Source organism: Rhodococcus huquni, from assembly GCF_055231055.1.
Window position 1 is genome coordinate 112,643 of sequence record NZ_JBUYWE010000002.1, and the last position, 13,409, is coordinate 126,051.

Annotated in this window: 15 protein-coding genes; 6 read left to right on the forward strand and 9 right to left on the reverse strand. The window is 63.8% G+C overall.

Annotated elements, in window-relative coordinates; translation table 11 throughout:
• Positions 1 to 16 precede the first annotated feature (16 nt).
• Positions 17 to 1,057, reverse strand: a complete 1,041-nt coding sequence (locus ACZI8R_RS04115; RefSeq protein ID WP_463378308.1) for an NADP-dependent oxidoreductase — start codon at positions 1,055 to 1,057, stop codon at positions 17 to 19.
• A 44-nt stretch (positions 1,058 to 1,101) separates the two neighbouring features.
• Between ACZI8R_RS04115 and ACZI8R_RS04120 the strand changes: the two genes are divergently transcribed.
• Positions 1,102 to 1,470, forward strand: a complete 369-nt coding sequence (locus ACZI8R_RS04120) for a TfoX/Sxy family protein (protein WP_463378309.1) — start codon at positions 1,102 to 1,104, stop codon at positions 1,468 to 1,470.
• 28 nt (positions 1,471 to 1,498) lie between these two features.
• Here ACZI8R_RS04120 and ACZI8R_RS04125 read toward each other — a convergent pair whose 3' ends face one another.
• Positions 1,499 to 1,984: a hypothetical protein gene (locus ACZI8R_RS04125; protein WP_463378310.1), complete on the reverse strand. Its 486-nt coding sequence runs from the start codon at positions 1,982 to 1,984 to the stop codon at positions 1,499 to 1,501.
• Between the two features lie 120 nt (positions 1,985 to 2,104).
• Between ACZI8R_RS04125 and ACZI8R_RS04130 the strand changes: the two genes are divergently transcribed.
• Complete coding sequence (locus ACZI8R_RS04130) at positions 2,105 to 2,332, forward strand: hypothetical protein (protein WP_463378311.1); 228 nt, start codon at positions 2,105 to 2,107, stop codon at positions 2,330 to 2,332.
• 29 nt (positions 2,333 to 2,361) lie between these two features.
• Complete coding sequence (locus tag ACZI8R_RS04135; RefSeq protein WP_463378312.1) at positions 2,362 to 3,021, forward strand: class I SAM-dependent methyltransferase; 660 nt, start codon at positions 2,362 to 2,364, stop codon at positions 3,019 to 3,021.
• 238 nt (positions 3,022 to 3,259) lie between these two features.
• Here ACZI8R_RS04135 and ACZI8R_RS04140 read toward each other — a convergent pair whose 3' ends face one another.
• From ACZI8R_RS04140 to ACZI8R_RS04155, 4 genes are read right to left on the reverse strand one after another with little or no spacing between them, the layout of a single operon-like run.
• Positions 3,260 to 4,363, reverse strand: coding sequence for an MBL fold metallo-hydrolase (locus ACZI8R_RS04140; RefSeq protein ID WP_463378313.1), 1,104 nt, complete (start codon positions 4,361 to 4,363; stop codon positions 3,260 to 3,262).
• A gap of 5 nt (positions 4,364 to 4,368) precedes the next feature.
• Positions 4,369 to 5,301 (reverse strand): bile acid:sodium symporter family protein, encoded by a 933-nt coding sequence (locus ACZI8R_RS04145; RefSeq protein ID WP_463378314.1) that lies wholly within the window; start codon positions 5,299 to 5,301, stop codon positions 4,369 to 4,371.
• Positions 5,298 to 6,227, reverse strand: a complete 930-nt coding sequence (locus tag ACZI8R_RS04150) for an MBL fold metallo-hydrolase (protein ID WP_463378315.1) — start codon at positions 6,225 to 6,227, stop codon at positions 5,298 to 5,300. The genes ACZI8R_RS04145 and ACZI8R_RS04150 overlap by 4 nt, the downstream gene beginning before the upstream one ends.
• Before the next feature lie 9 nt (positions 6,228 to 6,236).
• Entirely contained in the window at positions 6,237 to 7,217 is a 981-nt protein-coding gene (locus tag ACZI8R_RS04155) for an esterase/lipase family protein (protein WP_463378316.1), read from the reverse strand.
• A 130-nt stretch (positions 7,218 to 7,347) separates the two neighbouring features.
• On the opposite strand from ACZI8R_RS04155, the gene ACZI8R_RS04160 reads away from it, so the two are divergent.
• The 3 genes from ACZI8R_RS04160 to ACZI8R_RS04170 all read left to right on the forward strand — a co-directional run bounded on the left by ACZI8R_RS04160 (position 7,348) and on the right by ACZI8R_RS04170 (position 10,442).
• Positions 7,348 to 7,989, forward strand: a complete 642-nt coding sequence (locus ACZI8R_RS04160; RefSeq protein ID WP_463378317.1) for a TetR/AcrR family transcriptional regulator — start codon at positions 7,348 to 7,350, stop codon at positions 7,987 to 7,989.
• On the forward strand, positions 7,989 to 9,662 hold the full coding sequence (locus tag ACZI8R_RS04165; RefSeq protein ID WP_463378318.1) for an FAD-binding dehydrogenase: 1,674 nt from the start codon (positions 7,989 to 7,991) through the stop codon (positions 9,660 to 9,662). The genes ACZI8R_RS04160 and ACZI8R_RS04165 overlap by 1 nt, the downstream gene beginning before the upstream one ends.
• An 87-nt stretch (positions 9,663 to 9,749) precedes the next feature.
• Positions 9,750 to 10,442, forward strand: a complete 693-nt coding sequence (locus tag ACZI8R_RS04170; protein ID WP_463378319.1) for a hypothetical protein — start codon at positions 9,750 to 9,752, stop codon at positions 10,440 to 10,442.
• Here ACZI8R_RS04170 and ACZI8R_RS04175 read toward each other — a convergent pair.
• Genes ACZI8R_RS04175 through ACZI8R_RS04185 form a run of 3 tightly spaced genes read right to left on the reverse strand, consistent with a single transcriptional unit; the run spans position 10,439 to position 13,401 of the window.
• Positions 10,439 to 11,305: a 3-hydroxyacyl-CoA dehydrogenase NAD-binding domain-containing protein gene (locus tag ACZI8R_RS04175; RefSeq protein ID WP_463378320.1), complete on the reverse strand. Its 867-nt coding sequence runs from the start codon at positions 11,303 to 11,305 to the stop codon at positions 10,439 to 10,441. The genes ACZI8R_RS04170 and ACZI8R_RS04175 overlap by 4 nt on opposite strands.
• A 1-nt stretch (position 11,306) precedes the next feature.
• A complete protein-coding gene (locus ACZI8R_RS04180) occupies positions 11,307 to 12,215 on the reverse strand; it encodes a hypothetical protein (protein WP_463378321.1) in 909 nt (302 codons plus the stop codon).
• 13 nt (positions 12,216 to 12,228) lie between these two features.
• A complete protein-coding gene (locus ACZI8R_RS04185; RefSeq protein ID WP_463378322.1) occupies positions 12,229 to 13,401 on the reverse strand; it encodes an acyl-CoA dehydrogenase family protein in 1,173 nt (390 codons plus the stop codon).
• Positions 13,402 to 13,409: the final 8 nt, after the last annotated feature.

Below are 13,409 nucleotides of genomic sequence, written 5' to 3' on the forward strand. Positions count from 1 at the left end.
TGACGCTGCGTCAAGGTCAAGACTCCTCGGCGACCCGAACGACGAGCTTGCCGAAGTTGCGTCCGGCCAGGAGTCCCATGAAGGCCTGCGGGGCGGTCTCTATTCCGTCGACGATGTCTTCCTTGTAGGCGATCTTTCCCTCGCCGATCCACTTCGAGACATCCCGTTGGAAGTCGGCCTGCATACTGCGGACGAACTCCGTCTGAATGAAGCCGCGGATCGTCAGACTCTTGGTCAGCACGGATCCGAAGAATCCCGGCAACCGGTCGGGCCCGTCGGGAGCTTCGGTGGTGTTGTACTGAGCCACCAAGCCGCACACAGGGACTCGCGCGAATGTATTGAGCAGTGGCAGCACCGCGGAAGCCACCGCCCCGCCCACATTCTCGAAGTAGACGTCGATGCCGTCCGGAACTGCCGCTTTCAGATCCTCGGCGAAGGTGGGGGACCGGTGGTCCACCACCGCATCGAACCCGAGTTCGTCACGAACATGAGCACATTTCTCCGGTCCGCCGGCGATACCGACGGCGCGGGCGCCCTTGACCTTGGCGATCTGGCCGACCGCAGAGCCGACGGGCCCACTCGCCGCAGCCACGACCACCGTTTCGCCCTCCTTGGGCTTTCCGATCTCGAGCAGCCCGGCGTAGGCCGTGAAACCAGGCATCCCCAGGACGCCGAGCGCCGTCGACAGCGGGGCCGCGGCGCCGTCCAGCACGCGAACGTAGTCGCCGTTCTCGACTGCGTGCGTCTGCCAGCCCGAGTACGACAGCACGCGGTCTCCCACGGACACCTTCGGATGCCGCGACTCGACGACCTCGGCTACGGTTCCGCCGACCATCACATCGCCGATCTCCACGGGATCCGCGTACGACTTCGCGGTGCTCATCCGACCGCGCATGTACGGATCGAGCGACAGGTAGAGAATCCGAAGAAGCACCTGGCCCTCACCCGGAGTGGGCAGGTTCGCGGCCTCGATTCGGAAGTTGTCCGTGTTCGGCTCGCCGTCCGGCCTGGAGGCGAGGACGATTCGGGTGCTCTGGACCGGATTGTCATTACTCATGGGCGCCTGCCTTTGCTCGATGTCGTCTTCCAAAATCGTACGCAGTGGCAGCACGCGAGCGCCTACGCTCGGATTCCATGGCCTACGACCAGGAACTTGCCGATCGGATTCGGGAGTTGACGAGCGGGGGTCGAGGCATCACCGAGAAGGCGATGTTCGGTGGTCTGGCGTTTCTCGTCGACGGAAAGGTGTCCGTTGCGGTGAGCGGCAAAGGCGGCATTCTCGCTCGGGTCGATCCGGTGGACATGGCCGACATCATGGCAACCACCTCGGCCGACATAGCTGTCATGGGTGGACGCGACATGCGCGGTTGGGTCACCGTCGACAGCGAGCACCTGGACGACGATGCAGACCTGTCGTCCTGGGTCCGGCGCAGCCTCTCCTACGCACGCACCCTGCCCGCCAAGAAGTAGACGGACAGGTCCCGAATCCTCATCTGTTTCAGTGGGCTTCGATACCGATGTAATGGAAGAAGCCGTGCCCGGCCTCGGTTTCGCACTGGAAGCTTCCGTGGAAACCGGTCCAGCAACGGGTGCCACCGTTGGACACCTCGGACCCGGAAGTGGCACCGCTACCCACCGGGTATCCCACCTCGCTGATCGGCGGGTTTCCGCCCTTGAGCGTGTAGACGCCGGGGTTGAATCCCGGGTGCGCAGGCGCCCACTCGACGTCCGCGACCACCTGGTTCACCCGGAAGGGGAGAGGGATGTTCGCGCTGCCGCCGAGATCGACGGTCATCATCATGTCGCCACCCTGGATATCGCATCCGACGACGCCGCTGTCGTCGATCGCGCACTGGAAATTTCCGGCCGAGAAATGAACCGGTCCCGTGGCTTCGTCCGCCTGAGCGGGGGAGGCCAGGACTGCTGATACGGCTGCCGCTCCGAATACGACCCCGGCCGCCTTCGTCAACATCGACTTCGGCATGGTGTGCACCTTCCGTGGGATTGTTACCTGCAGTAATGATTGTCGCCCGTTCGGCAGACACTGTTACGTGCTTCACACGTGAATTTCGACAGAACGCCGTCTTTCGTGTGTTCTGGAGGTATGACATTCAGCAGTGGATTCGGAGCAGTCGACAGAACGCAGATCCTGCAGCAGGCGGGCGAACTGAATGCCCTGGCCGAGCCCAAGGGCCTCTTGGTGACCACAAACCAGGTGGCGGACTTCGTCCTGTTCAACGTCCGATCCAAAACCGACCCCGACGACAAGGGGCGCGCGTTCTCCTACGAGGACGCGAAGGCGTACATCGTCGGCCGCGCGGAGTCAGACTGACACCGATCACGCGGCGTACGGTCGAAGCCATGGCCGACGAACAAGTTGCTCCTTGGGATGACATCTACAGCGGCAAGGCGGAGGATTTCTCCGGTCCGGTGCCGTGGAACATCGGTGAACCGCAACCGGAAATCGCCGAACTCATCGCACAGGGCAAGTTCACCAGCGACGTGCTCGACGCAGGCTGCGGACACGCAGAGACCTCGCTGCACCTCGCTGCTCAGGGCTACACCGTCGTAGGGCTGGATCTGTCACCGACCGCAATCGCCGCGGCGACACAGGCCGCTCAGGACCGTGGCCTCACCAACGCGACCTTCGAGGTTGCGGACATCAGTGCCTTCACCGGTTTCGACGGTCGCTTCTCGACCATCGTCGACAGCACCCTGTTCCATTCACTGCCGATCGACCGGCGCAAGAGCTACCTCGAATCGGTTGCGCGGGCGGCGGCACCGGGCGCCGCCTATTACGTATTGGTGTTCGAGAAGGGCGCCTTTCCGGAAGGCGAGGGCCCCAACGCGGTGACCGAAGACGAACTACGCCAGGCTGTCTCGCCGCATTGGACGATCGACGAGATTCGCCCGGCCTTCATTCACGCTCTACAGGCACCACCCGAGGGGTCGGACATCGAGCTGGACGACAAAGGAAGAGCGTTGCTGCCGGCCTTCCTCCTGTCTGCCCACCGCAACTGACGCCGAATAGCAGGTCGCGATAGCCGGATTCGCATCCCGGGCCAAGAGTCTCATCTTCGCGCCGACCTCACTTCCTGGCGCGAACTCTTCGGTACCGGGCAGGGCCGCGGGCACTCGGTGTCGTCGATGCTCCCGGCTCGGGGTTTGGCGTCGACTCCAAACTCTCTACGGCGCCCCCTGCCGAACAATTGCTTCTTCGCAGTAGCGCTGGCCGCGCTGACGATCGACGTGACCGCCCTTAGATCGAGAAGGTCAGAAGCCCCGGATTGATGTAGTCGCTTGGATCGGACATGAAGCGAAGATCTGGCGGGGAGGGGAGGCGTGCAAACTCGGCACGCAATGGCGCCTCGTAGTTTTCTCCCCGCGCACTGACGCCAGGCACGAAGTTGTCGTGGTGTCCCGGCACGAACAGCTGCGCATCGACCGCTTCGATGTACTCGCGTGGATCCCGCAAGCCATTGGTGAACTGGCCGAAACCCTGGATCGCCCCAAGATGCACATCCGTGGGCGGAAGGTCGCGCAACTGTTGCAGGACGTGAGGAGCTCGTTCACCCAACGGCCCGGCGGTGTCGTGCCAGACGATCGCGAAGCCGGGTACGCGGAACTGGTACATGATGTTCCCGCCCTCCGCGTCGAACAAGTGGCGCGCCAGGTTGCTCGCGTCGTCCGGTTCCGGTGGATGCGCAACAATGTCGCTCGTGTTCGGCGTCGGAAAAAACGGAGCCGAGCCGCCCGGGCCTTGTTCGGGCGCAGTGGGTGTGGAATGCAGATGCCGGATTGCGGTGACCGAGAGATCACCCACTGTGAAGTCTCGGCGATCCCCTGCCGGGGCCGTGGCATCACCCAGTTCGATGTAGCGCACCGTCGAGATGTTCACCGACTTACGAACCGCCGCACAATGTTCCGTACTGCCATACACCGCGGCACCCGACAACTCGGCGATTCTGCCGGCATCCGCTGCGTGGTCGAAGTGACCGTGCCCTATGAAGATCGCGTCCGGACGAAGGTCCGCCACTTCCTCGGGGCTGGTCGGGACGTAACCCGAGACCGTCCCGCGGGGTATCCACGCATCGAGCAAGTACACCGATCCGCGCACAGCCATCGCATAGGTCGTGCAGCCGAGCCACGTGATGACAACTCTGTCGGGTCGAATGGCTCCGGTGCCGGCATCGACGCTGCCCGCCCCGAAGAACCGCTGCCTCGCGGAGATCGATCGCGGTTCCAATGTGGGCAGCGGTTTCGCGGCTGCCTGATGAAGACTCCCGAATGCGATTGCCATGCCAGTTCCGATGAGACCGCCCAGCGCTGTTCGCCGCGTGAACGGGCGACTCGTGTTCGTCATGTGCTCTACTTCCTCGAAATCGGTGTTGTGAGAGTTATGTTCTGCGTACCGTTGACGCCCGCTGCTGTAGCGGTGGGGGACGGCTTGGAGCTACCGCGTGTCACGGCGTAGCCGAACGCCGTGGCAAGTACGTACATCAGGACCGAGTACACAGCGCTTGGGATCGCCACTTCTGCACTACCGAGCACGCTGAGTGCGATGGTCATCGCGACCGTCGTGTTATGGATGCCGACCTCCATCGAGGTGGCGATTGCTTGTGGCCGATCGAGCTTCAGTAGGCGTGCGCCCGCGTAGCCGAATGCGAGGCTCGACAGGCAGAAGAGACCGGTGACCAGACCGACCTGGCGTGCATACTCGGCCAAGTTGTCCCGCTCGGATGCCAATGCGCCGATCGAGACAAGCGCCAACACCACAATCGAGAAGGCCCGGACCGGGCGGTCGGCGCGTGCCGCGAAGGTCGAGTTGAACCGTCGCACGATCATGCCTACCGCTACCGGTATCAGAACGATCGCGATGACCTGCAGCACCTTTCCGAACTGCAGGCCGACGTCGCCGTCCGCGTCGAAATACGCGATGGCGAAGTTGGTGATGATCGGGATGGTGATCACCGCCAAGACGGAATTGATAGCGGTCAGCGTGATGTTGAGTGCGACGTCACCTCGGAAAAGATGGCTGAACAGGTTGGCGGTCGTGCCGCCGGGTGAGGCAGCCAACAGCATCACTCCGACCGCGAGCAGCGGGTCGAGACCGAAGAACTTGACCAATCCGAACGCCACTACCGGTAGCACGAAGACCTGAAGAGCCAAAGCGACCACTACCGCTTTGGGCTCCCGCGCTACTCGACGAAAATCGCCCGTGGTCAGCGTCAAGCCCAAACCGAACATGATGATCGCGAGGGCGATAGGTAGCCCGATGGTGATCACGCCGGACGTGTTCATGGAATTCTCACAGTTCTGGGCCGCGTGTCAGGGTCGGCGAGCGGAGCGAACGGATCGCACCACGTCGTTGAGGGGGCGATGGCGATTTCGACGCCATCCTTTTCTGCGCGAACGCGCAGGAACCGGGCTGTGGATCGAAAGTTGTCGAACAGACGCGGCATCGGCCGCAGCGGCTCGGTCAGCGGACGCCAGAATCGGTCCCAGTGCACCGGCACCACGCGGCGGGCGCCGACGGCGACGACGGTTTCGTCCCAGTAGCGCTGACGAAACACATCGTCTTGCCGGCCCAGCGCGCCGACACCGAGAAAGATCACGTCCGCGCGCAGCCCGGCAAGGCAATCCGTGCGGTAGTTCGCGCTTCCGTGAACGATCACGTTGCCGGCGGGATGGGCGAAATGCACCGAGTAGGTCTCGCCGGTCCGAAATTGGCGGGCGCGCGCGGGCGGCGTCAACGGCCCCGACACTTCACCCGGACACCGATCGCCGGGACTGTGTTCGCTTTCCCGAATCGAGAAAGTGAAATCACCGTACTGGCGGGGCATTTCGGGTGCGGCCAACTGGTAGCGGCCCAGGTCGAAATCGTATCCTCGCGCGATCTCGCGTGTCGACGGCGACCCAATCAAGTCGGCGCCGAGTGTGTTCGCGACGATTGGCGCATCAAGTACGTGGTCGTAGTGGGAATGGGTCACTACGACGGATGCCGCCTCCGTTATGCCCAGTCCGGCAAAGGTGCTCGCGATCGCATCTCGGTCCGGGCGCAGCGTGCGACCGAGTGCGACTCGGGCAAGGCTAGGCCTGCTCACGAACCCATCGGTGAGCACCGTGGTGTGGTTGTCTCGCAGCACCACGCTGGACGTGCCGAGGAACGCGCACTGCAGCGCGCTTGCTGCCGTGGTGGCGGCGAGCTGGGGAAACTGGTCGGGCATCGTGTCCGCTTATCCCTTCAGCGCGTAGGCGGGCAGGGGCGGAGCGACCGGCAGCGAGGGTTCGCCCAAGGTTCCCAAGTAATTGATCGAACCTTGCACGAGCGACGGGACGAATTCGGGAAGCTCGATGCCGGGCATGGCAATGTCATCGCACAATTGCGTGGTCCGAGCGGGTACCGCCGGGCCGGAATGTGTGAGCGCATCGATCACCAGGCGGTAGGTGGCGGCGTCGTACATCTGTCCGACGTGCTCCACCAGCCGGCCCGGGCAATGGTCCTGCAACGCGATGTTCGCGGCACCGGGATAGCTGCTGACTTCGCGAGCCGGCTGGATACCCTCATCGAACAGGCTGAAAATCGAGGTCACCGAAATCGAGGAACGCAACGGTTCCCTGTTGAGCGCGTCGGTGAATTCCGAGCCGTAGGACAGCTGATGGGCCAACGCCGGACAGAAGACCGCACACACCGCATTGACCACGACGCTCCCGTGGATGGGCCCGGCGAGCGAGACCATGTCGTCGACGGAGGCCGCCACGTCGGGCCAGAACCGCATCGCCCACAACGCCAATTCCGGCCCGGCGCTATGCGCAACGACGTTAACCTGTTGCCCGGATTGCGCCCGCGCATATCGGATGGCGTTGACCACGTACTCGGCGCCGATCGTCGCGTCGCCACGGCCCTGATTGGCGATTGCTACGGTGCATACGCCGAATCCTTCGCGCGGCAATGCCTTTTCGTATCCCCAGCTCCACGCCTCGGCGGGACCGAAGCCCACGCCGCCCACCAACAGCACCGCCTTCTTTCCGGACGTCGGATTCACATCCGGAGAGCACTGCACCGCCTCGTCGAGCGTCTGCTGCGGCATGGTCAACGGCGGACCGCCGGGCCCCGCGGCGGCCGGTGCTGTCACGGCTGTGCCGAGCCCGCAGATCAGTAGAGCGGTCGCCATCGCAGACCCGATCACCCGCATCTTGCGTCGTTGTATAGCCACACCTGCTCCTGTCGCTGCCATTCGCGGTGAGACGTCCATCCAACACGCGAGCCGAGTGAGATGTAGATCTCAGTTCGATACAGTATCGTATTGAATACAAACATGCATCGAAACCCGCTAGGGTGTTCACATGGTCGAGACCACCAAGCCAGTGAAGCGACGACGTCCTCAGACCCGCCAACGACTACTCGACGCAGCGCTGGAGGTGTACGCGGAACGAGGTTTCGGCAACAGCAGCGTGGAGCACGTATGCGAACATGCAGGCTTCACCAGGGGTGCCTTCTATTCCAACTTCACCTCGCTGGAAGAACTGTTCCTGGCGATGTGGGAGCAGCGTTCGACACGGATGCTGGCCGACGTCGAGGCATTGCTTTCCCGCGGGAAACAACCACGGGTGCACTCGCTGAGCGGTGTCGTCGAATACGTGTTGGCGGTGGTGCCCGTCGACGATCGGTGGTACCGGGTCAGCGCCGAATTCACAGCCCACGCACTCCGTAACCCGCCGCTCAAACGGGTGATCGCTGGGCGTGAAACAGCAATCCTTGCCACTCTCATGCCTTTGCTCGACCAACTACTCGCCCAACTCGGGCTTGAGGTCACCGACCATGCAGCCCTGGGGCCGGCCTTGGTCGCATTGCACGACGGCACTCTCGTGCAGTGCCTGATCGAAGACGACGCAGACGCCGCCTGGGCCCGACGCGCCGAGTTGTTCAGGGTCCTCGTCGAGCACTACACGACACCCACTGCGGCACCGAGAAAGGGCCTCGCCTGATGAGCACAACATTCGAACCCGATGTCGTCGTGGTCGGGGCGGGCTTGGCCGGTCTTGTTGCCACCCACGAGCTGGTCAAGGCCGGCCGGCGGGTGCTTGTGGTGGACCAGGAGAATCGCAACAACCTTGGCGGGCAGGCTTTCTGGTCGCTGGGTGGGTTGTTCTTCGTCGACAGCCCGGAGCAACGGCGTATGGGTATCAAGGACTCGTATGATCTGGCCCTGCAGGATTGGCTGGGCTCGGCGGCCTTCGATGGACTCGACAGCCAGGACATGTGGCCGCGTCGATGGGCGGAGGCCTATGTCCGGTTTGCCGCCACGGAAAAGCGGGACTACCTGCACGACCTCGGACTGCGCCTCGTTCCGGTGGTGGGTTGGGCAGAACGAGGATCGGGTGCAGCTGACGGCCACGGCAATTCGGTGCCGCGGTTCCACCTCACCTGGGGAACCGGCCCGGAGGTGGTGCGGGTCTTCGCGGAACCTGTCGAAGGCGCAGAGAAGGCCGGAATGGTGCAGTTTGCGTTTCGTCACCGCGTCGACGAGCTCATCATCGAGGACGGAAGCTGCGTCGGTGTACGCGGCAGCGTCCTCGAGGACAGTAATCTCGATCGCGGAGTCGCGTCGTCGCGCACCACTACCGGTGACTTCGAGCACCGGGCGGCGGCAGTGGTCGTCACCTCCGGCGGCATCGGCCACAACCACGAGCTGATACGGAAGAACTGGCCGACGGCCAGACTCGGCGCCGCACCGCAGCACATGATCTCCGGCGTACCAGCGCACGTGGATGGGCGGATGCTCGCGATCAGTGAGCAGGCCGGGGCGAACATAGTGAACCCCGACCGCATGTGGGCTTACACCGAGGGCATCCACAACTGGGACCCGATTTGGCCCGACCACGCGATACGCATCATCCCCGGCCCGTCGCCGTTGTGGTTCGACGCGCTCGGGAAACGGATGCCCGCGCCACATTTTCCCGGATTCGACAGCCTCGGCACGATGAAGGAGATACTGGCCACCGGATACGACTATTCCTGGTTCATCTTGACGCAGACCATCATCGAAAAGGAATTCGCGCTTTCCGGGTCGGAACAGAATCCCGATATCACCGGCAAGGATTTGCGGATGGTGGCCGGCAGTCGGCTAGCCAAGGGTGCACCGGGGCCCGTAGAAAAATTCAAAGAGCACGGCGAGGACTTTGTGGTCGCTCAGACCCTGTCCGAGCTGGTCGACGGCATGAACAAGATTGCGCGCGGACCACAATTGGATGTCGCAGACATCGAGGCACAGATCGTGGCGCGAGACCGTGAGCTTGACAACTCGTTCAGCAAAGATCTTCAATTGATGGCGATCGAGAACGCTCGACGCTCACGCGGTGATCGGATCGCCCGTGTCGCCAAGCCGCACCGAATCCTCGACCCGGCCCACGGCCCGTTGATCGCGGTGCGCTTGAACATCTTGACCCGCAAAACATTGGGCGGGTTGGAGACCAATCTCGACAGTCAGGTGATGAGAGCGGACGGAACACCATTTCCGGGGCTCTACGCCGCCGGCGAGGTTGCAGGATTCGGCGGCGGCGGTGTCCACGGCTACAACGCGCTGGAAGGTACCTTCCTGGGGGGATGCATCTTCTCCGGCCGCGCCGCCGGGCTCGCGCTGGCCACGTCGCTCCCCTGAGGTTGTATGGCGAATCCCATGACTCAGCGTCCGGAGACCATCAAGGGCTGACCCCTGTCAGCGCCGCGCAGTGGCATGATGGGCGGTGTGGGCCCATTGTTCGAGTTTCTCTCGCATTATTGGTGGCTGATATTCGTCTTCGGCGGCAGCATCGGCGGAGCCGTCAAGGCGATAGGAGCCGCCAATCAGCGCCGGGCCGATCGCCGGCAAGAGCGCTTTCGCCTGAAGCAGCAGACCAAGGTCGCGGTCGCGCAGGCCAATGCCCAGACCCAGGTGGACACCGAAGCGGCGCTACGTGACATCACCAAGACCATCGACGAGCACGAGCAAACCGATTCGCGGTGGTTCGCGTACGAGATGGATCTGGTCACTCTGCTGGACTTCCCGATGATGACCGACATGCGCGAACAGCTCACCGTCGATTTTCACAAGGCCAAGCGCCGCGCGGACCTGCTCAAACCCTCGGAACCGGAGGCTCTGGTCGACGACCGTGAAGCCCGGACGCAGTACCGCGACGCAGTTCACGAATATGCCGTGGCCTTCGATGTCGCGGAGACTGAAGCCAAGCGCCGCCGCCGAGGCGGCTTCACCCACGACGAACAGGAACGCCTGGTTCGCGCCCAGCGCATGCTACGACTCGCCATGGACGACGGCGCGACCCAGGACGAGCGTCGCAGCGCCTACCTCAAGGCCCGCAAGGAACTGGAAGGTTTGATATCCATTCCGGCGGGGGCCAGGCTCCAGCTCGAGCGCAGCATCGCCGGTCAGATCGAGGCCTAGTCCTCGAGGGCGGCGAGCACCGCGCGAGTCCGCCGGTCCCGCTTCGCGCTGAGCTTCTCGTACGCCTCCGCACCGACTCCGTACGTGTTCTCCACCTGTTCGAGGAGCCCTTCCACGGCCTCGGGATCGTTGGACGGCGTGCCGAACTCGATCTTGCCCGTTTCCGCACCCACACCCGCGAACAGATGCCTGATACCGCCGGGCCCGCCACCGAGCACGTTGCCCTCGAACAGTCCGGTGGTCGCCCAACGCAGACCCAGCGAGTTCTGCAGAATCGTGTCGAGCTGTTCTGCAGACACCACCCCTTCCTGAACCAGATAGCGGGCTTCGCGTGACAAGGCCATCTGCAGACGGTTGGCGACGAATCCCGGAAGCTCCTTACGGATCACCACCGGCACCCGGCCGAGTTCTTCGTACAGTTCCACAGCACGATCCGTGGTCTCCCGATCGGCGCGTTCACCCGGTAGAACCTCGACGAGAGGCATGAGCTCGGGCGGATTGAACGGATGCCCCACAACAATTCTCGTGCCGTCGTCGAGGTCGGCAGCGATCAATGTCGCAGAGATCGACGAGCTCGACGTCGCCAGAACCGCGTCCGGGCGCGCGGCCCGCACGATCTCCGCAAAGAGCTGCTTCTTCACCTCGAGACGCTCCGGACCGTTCTCTTGAACCAGATCTGCGCCGGAGACGGCATCAGCAAGGTCTGCGGTGGCTCGCACGCGTGCGTCGTCGGCGAACTCCGCGACGACCTGGTCCAGATCAGGGCGCGGGTCGTATACAACTACGTCCCAGCCCTTTTCCCGCGCGAGCCTTGCCCAGGACAGTCCGATGACTCCTGCTCCGACGACTGCAATGGTTCTCATGTCAGATACCTACGATTCCGGTGAGTGAGTGTCCTTCGAAGCGCGCAACCACGCGCTCTTCGCCTCCCGCGGCCAGCGGTACCGCACGTACGGTTCCGCCCAGATCCGTCACGTACGCCACTTCTGCGTCCGAATCCACAGCCAGGCCGATCGCCTCGTGGAAGCCGCGGGCAAGAATCTCGGGAGCGGAGCCACGCTCACCGGAGGGTGGGATACTCGCCCTGTTGAGGGTGTTCCCGGCCGGCTCGGCGCCGCGGTCGGTCCAGTAGAGAACCGTGCCGTCGATGTGTAGGTCGATCGGTTCCGGCAGGTCCTCCCACAGGACCTCGATGTCGGTACGCTCGGCCGCTGTCTCGGCCTCGGGGATCTCGAGGTTCGCTCGCAGAATGCGGCCCTCCCCGCCCTTCGCCGAGCCCTTCTGAGTCCAGTAGACGAACCCGTTCTCTGCGTCGACGGCGATGCCCACGCATTCCTGCATGACATCCCCGGTGGGACCGTTGACGATCAGATCGGTGAGACCGGTGCCGTCGACGTTCACCCGGCTCACCTTGCAGCCCTCACGGTCACCCCAAAAGAGCTGTCCTGAAAGGAATACCGCGTCGAGCTGCTTACCCGTCGTGATCGCACCGACCGGCAGCACATCTCGCTGATCGGTGCCGTCGACGTTCGCCGAATGCAGACCACCATTCTTCGCGGAGAAGTCGAAACCGGCCTCAGAGCCGGCACTCTCCTCCAGGAAGGCAGGCTGTCCCATCGTCGTCCAGTAGATCTTGCCGTCGTCCACGTCGTAAGCGATACCGTCGGGAGCGGCGCCGGCCTTCTCGACCAGAGTGCGAACGCTACCGTCGGACAGGTCGATTCGCTCGATCGTTCCCCGAACTATATCGAGGACCAGCAGTGCGTCGAACATATGAACCTGCTTCCTACGCTTGCGATGTCATGGCGTTGTCACGCAACGCACTCGGGGCCGTCAACGGCGATGCGGACGCGAGCGCTCGGCGACGAGCCGCCTCTACGCCTCCGAAGGCCTGGGTGATCCCGATGAGTCGTGCCGCGTAGTGACTGACCGAGGTCTCGTAGGTCATGCCGATTCCGCCGTGCAGCTGAACGATTTCCTCGGCCACCTTGCGTGCGGCATCGGCGACCAGGACGAAGGCGTCGTCCGCTGTGCGTCCCAGTTCCGGCTCCTCACCCGCATCGAAAGCCTCTGTCATTGCCGTCGCCCACAGGGCAGTCGAACGAGCGAGTTCGATCTCGGCATACAGGTCGGCGCTGCGATGAACGAGCGCCTGAAAGACGGAGAGAGTGACGCCGAACTGTTTGCGCGACTTCAGGTATTCGACAGTCTGCGAGAGCCCGGAATCCATGAGACCCACTGCTTCGCCCAACAGGGCGATGCGTGCCCGTGCGAATACGCTGTCGAGCGCGCGAACCGTGTCGGCTCCCGCCACACCCAGCGCAATCGCCGGAGCGTCGGTGAACAGGATCTCGGAGGCGTGGGCCCAGTCGGCGGTGCGGCCGTCGACCCGGGCCACCCCTGCGGAGTCGCGTCGAACGAGGTAGACCCCGGTGTCGCCGGTCTCCTCGACGGCGGTCACCAGAAGCGTGGCGGCCTGGTCGGCTCGCAGCACGGGAGACTTGACTCCGTTCAGAAGCACGCCGGCGGGTCCCGGACTCGCGGCGACGGCGGGCGCGACGTCCCAGGCCCGCCTCGGCTCGGCATGGGCGAGCGCGGCGATTTCCGCGCCACTCACCAACGGCGCGAGTAGTTCGTTCTGCTGCTCTTCGGTTCCGAGGGAAGCGATCAGCCAGGTCGGCACATACACACCGTCGAGGAGTGGCTCGACAGCTGCATGCTTCCCGACCGCGTTCTGGGTCACGTACACCTCGGAGGCTCCTGCCCCGGCACCATCGTGGCCCTCGTCGACGGTCAACGTGGTGAGTCCGAGATCGGTGGCGCTCTCCCATGTCTTTGCGCTCCAACCGAGTTCGGCTGCGACCACCTCGGCCCGAGATCCGGGTGCATACCGGCGGGACAGCATGGCGTCGACGCTCTCGAACAGAAGCTTCTGGTCTTCGTTTGGCTCGAGGTTCATTGTGTTCT

What these genes read in the sequence shown, in the direction of transcription:
- ACZI8R_RS04125 (WP_463378310.1), bottom strand. Translation starts at nt 1,984, where the DNA reads ATGCCGAAGTCGATGTTGACGAAGGCGGCCGGGGTCGTATTCGGAGCG.
- ACZI8R_RS04135 (WP_463378312.1), top strand. Translation starts at nt 2,362, where the DNA reads ATGGCCGACGAACAAGTTGCTCCTTGGGATGACATCTACAGCGGCAAG.
- ACZI8R_RS04140 (WP_463378313.1), bottom strand. Translation starts at nt 4,363, where the DNA reads ATGACGAACACGAGTCGCCCGTTCACGCGGCGAACAGCGCTGGGCGGT.
- ACZI8R_RS04180 (WP_463378321.1), bottom strand. Translation starts at nt 12,215, where the DNA reads ATGTTCGACGCACTGCTGGTCCTCGATATAGTTCGGGGAACGATCGAG.
- ACZI8R_RS04150 (WP_463378315.1), bottom strand. Translation starts at nt 6,227, where the DNA reads ATGCCCGACCAGTTTCCCCAGCTCGCCGCCACCACGGCAGCAAGCGCG.
- ACZI8R_RS04145 (WP_463378314.1), bottom strand. Translation starts at nt 5,301, where the DNA reads ATGAACACGTCCGGCGTGATCACCATCGGGCTACCTATCGCCCTCGCG.
- ACZI8R_RS04115 (WP_463378308.1), bottom strand. Translation starts at nt 1,057, where the DNA reads ATGAGTAATGACAATCCGGTCCAGAGCACCCGAATCGTCCTCGCCTCC.
- ACZI8R_RS04185 (WP_463378322.1), bottom strand. Translation starts at nt 13,401, where the DNA reads ATGAACCTCGAGCCAAACGAAGACCAGAAGCTTCTGTTCGAGAGCGTC.
- ACZI8R_RS04130 (WP_463378311.1), top strand. Translation starts at nt 2,105, where the DNA reads ATGACATTCAGCAGTGGATTCGGAGCAGTCGACAGAACGCAGATCCTG.
- ACZI8R_RS04165 (WP_463378318.1), top strand. Translation starts at nt 7,989, where the DNA reads ATGAGCACAACATTCGAACCCGATGTCGTCGTGGTCGGGGCGGGCTTG.
- ACZI8R_RS04175 (WP_463378320.1), bottom strand. Translation starts at nt 11,305, where the DNA reads ATGAGAACCATTGCAGTCGTCGGAGCAGGAGTCATCGGACTGTCCTGG.
- ACZI8R_RS04160 (WP_463378317.1), top strand. Translation starts at nt 7,348, where the DNA reads ATGGTCGAGACCACCAAGCCAGTGAAGCGACGACGTCCTCAGACCCGC.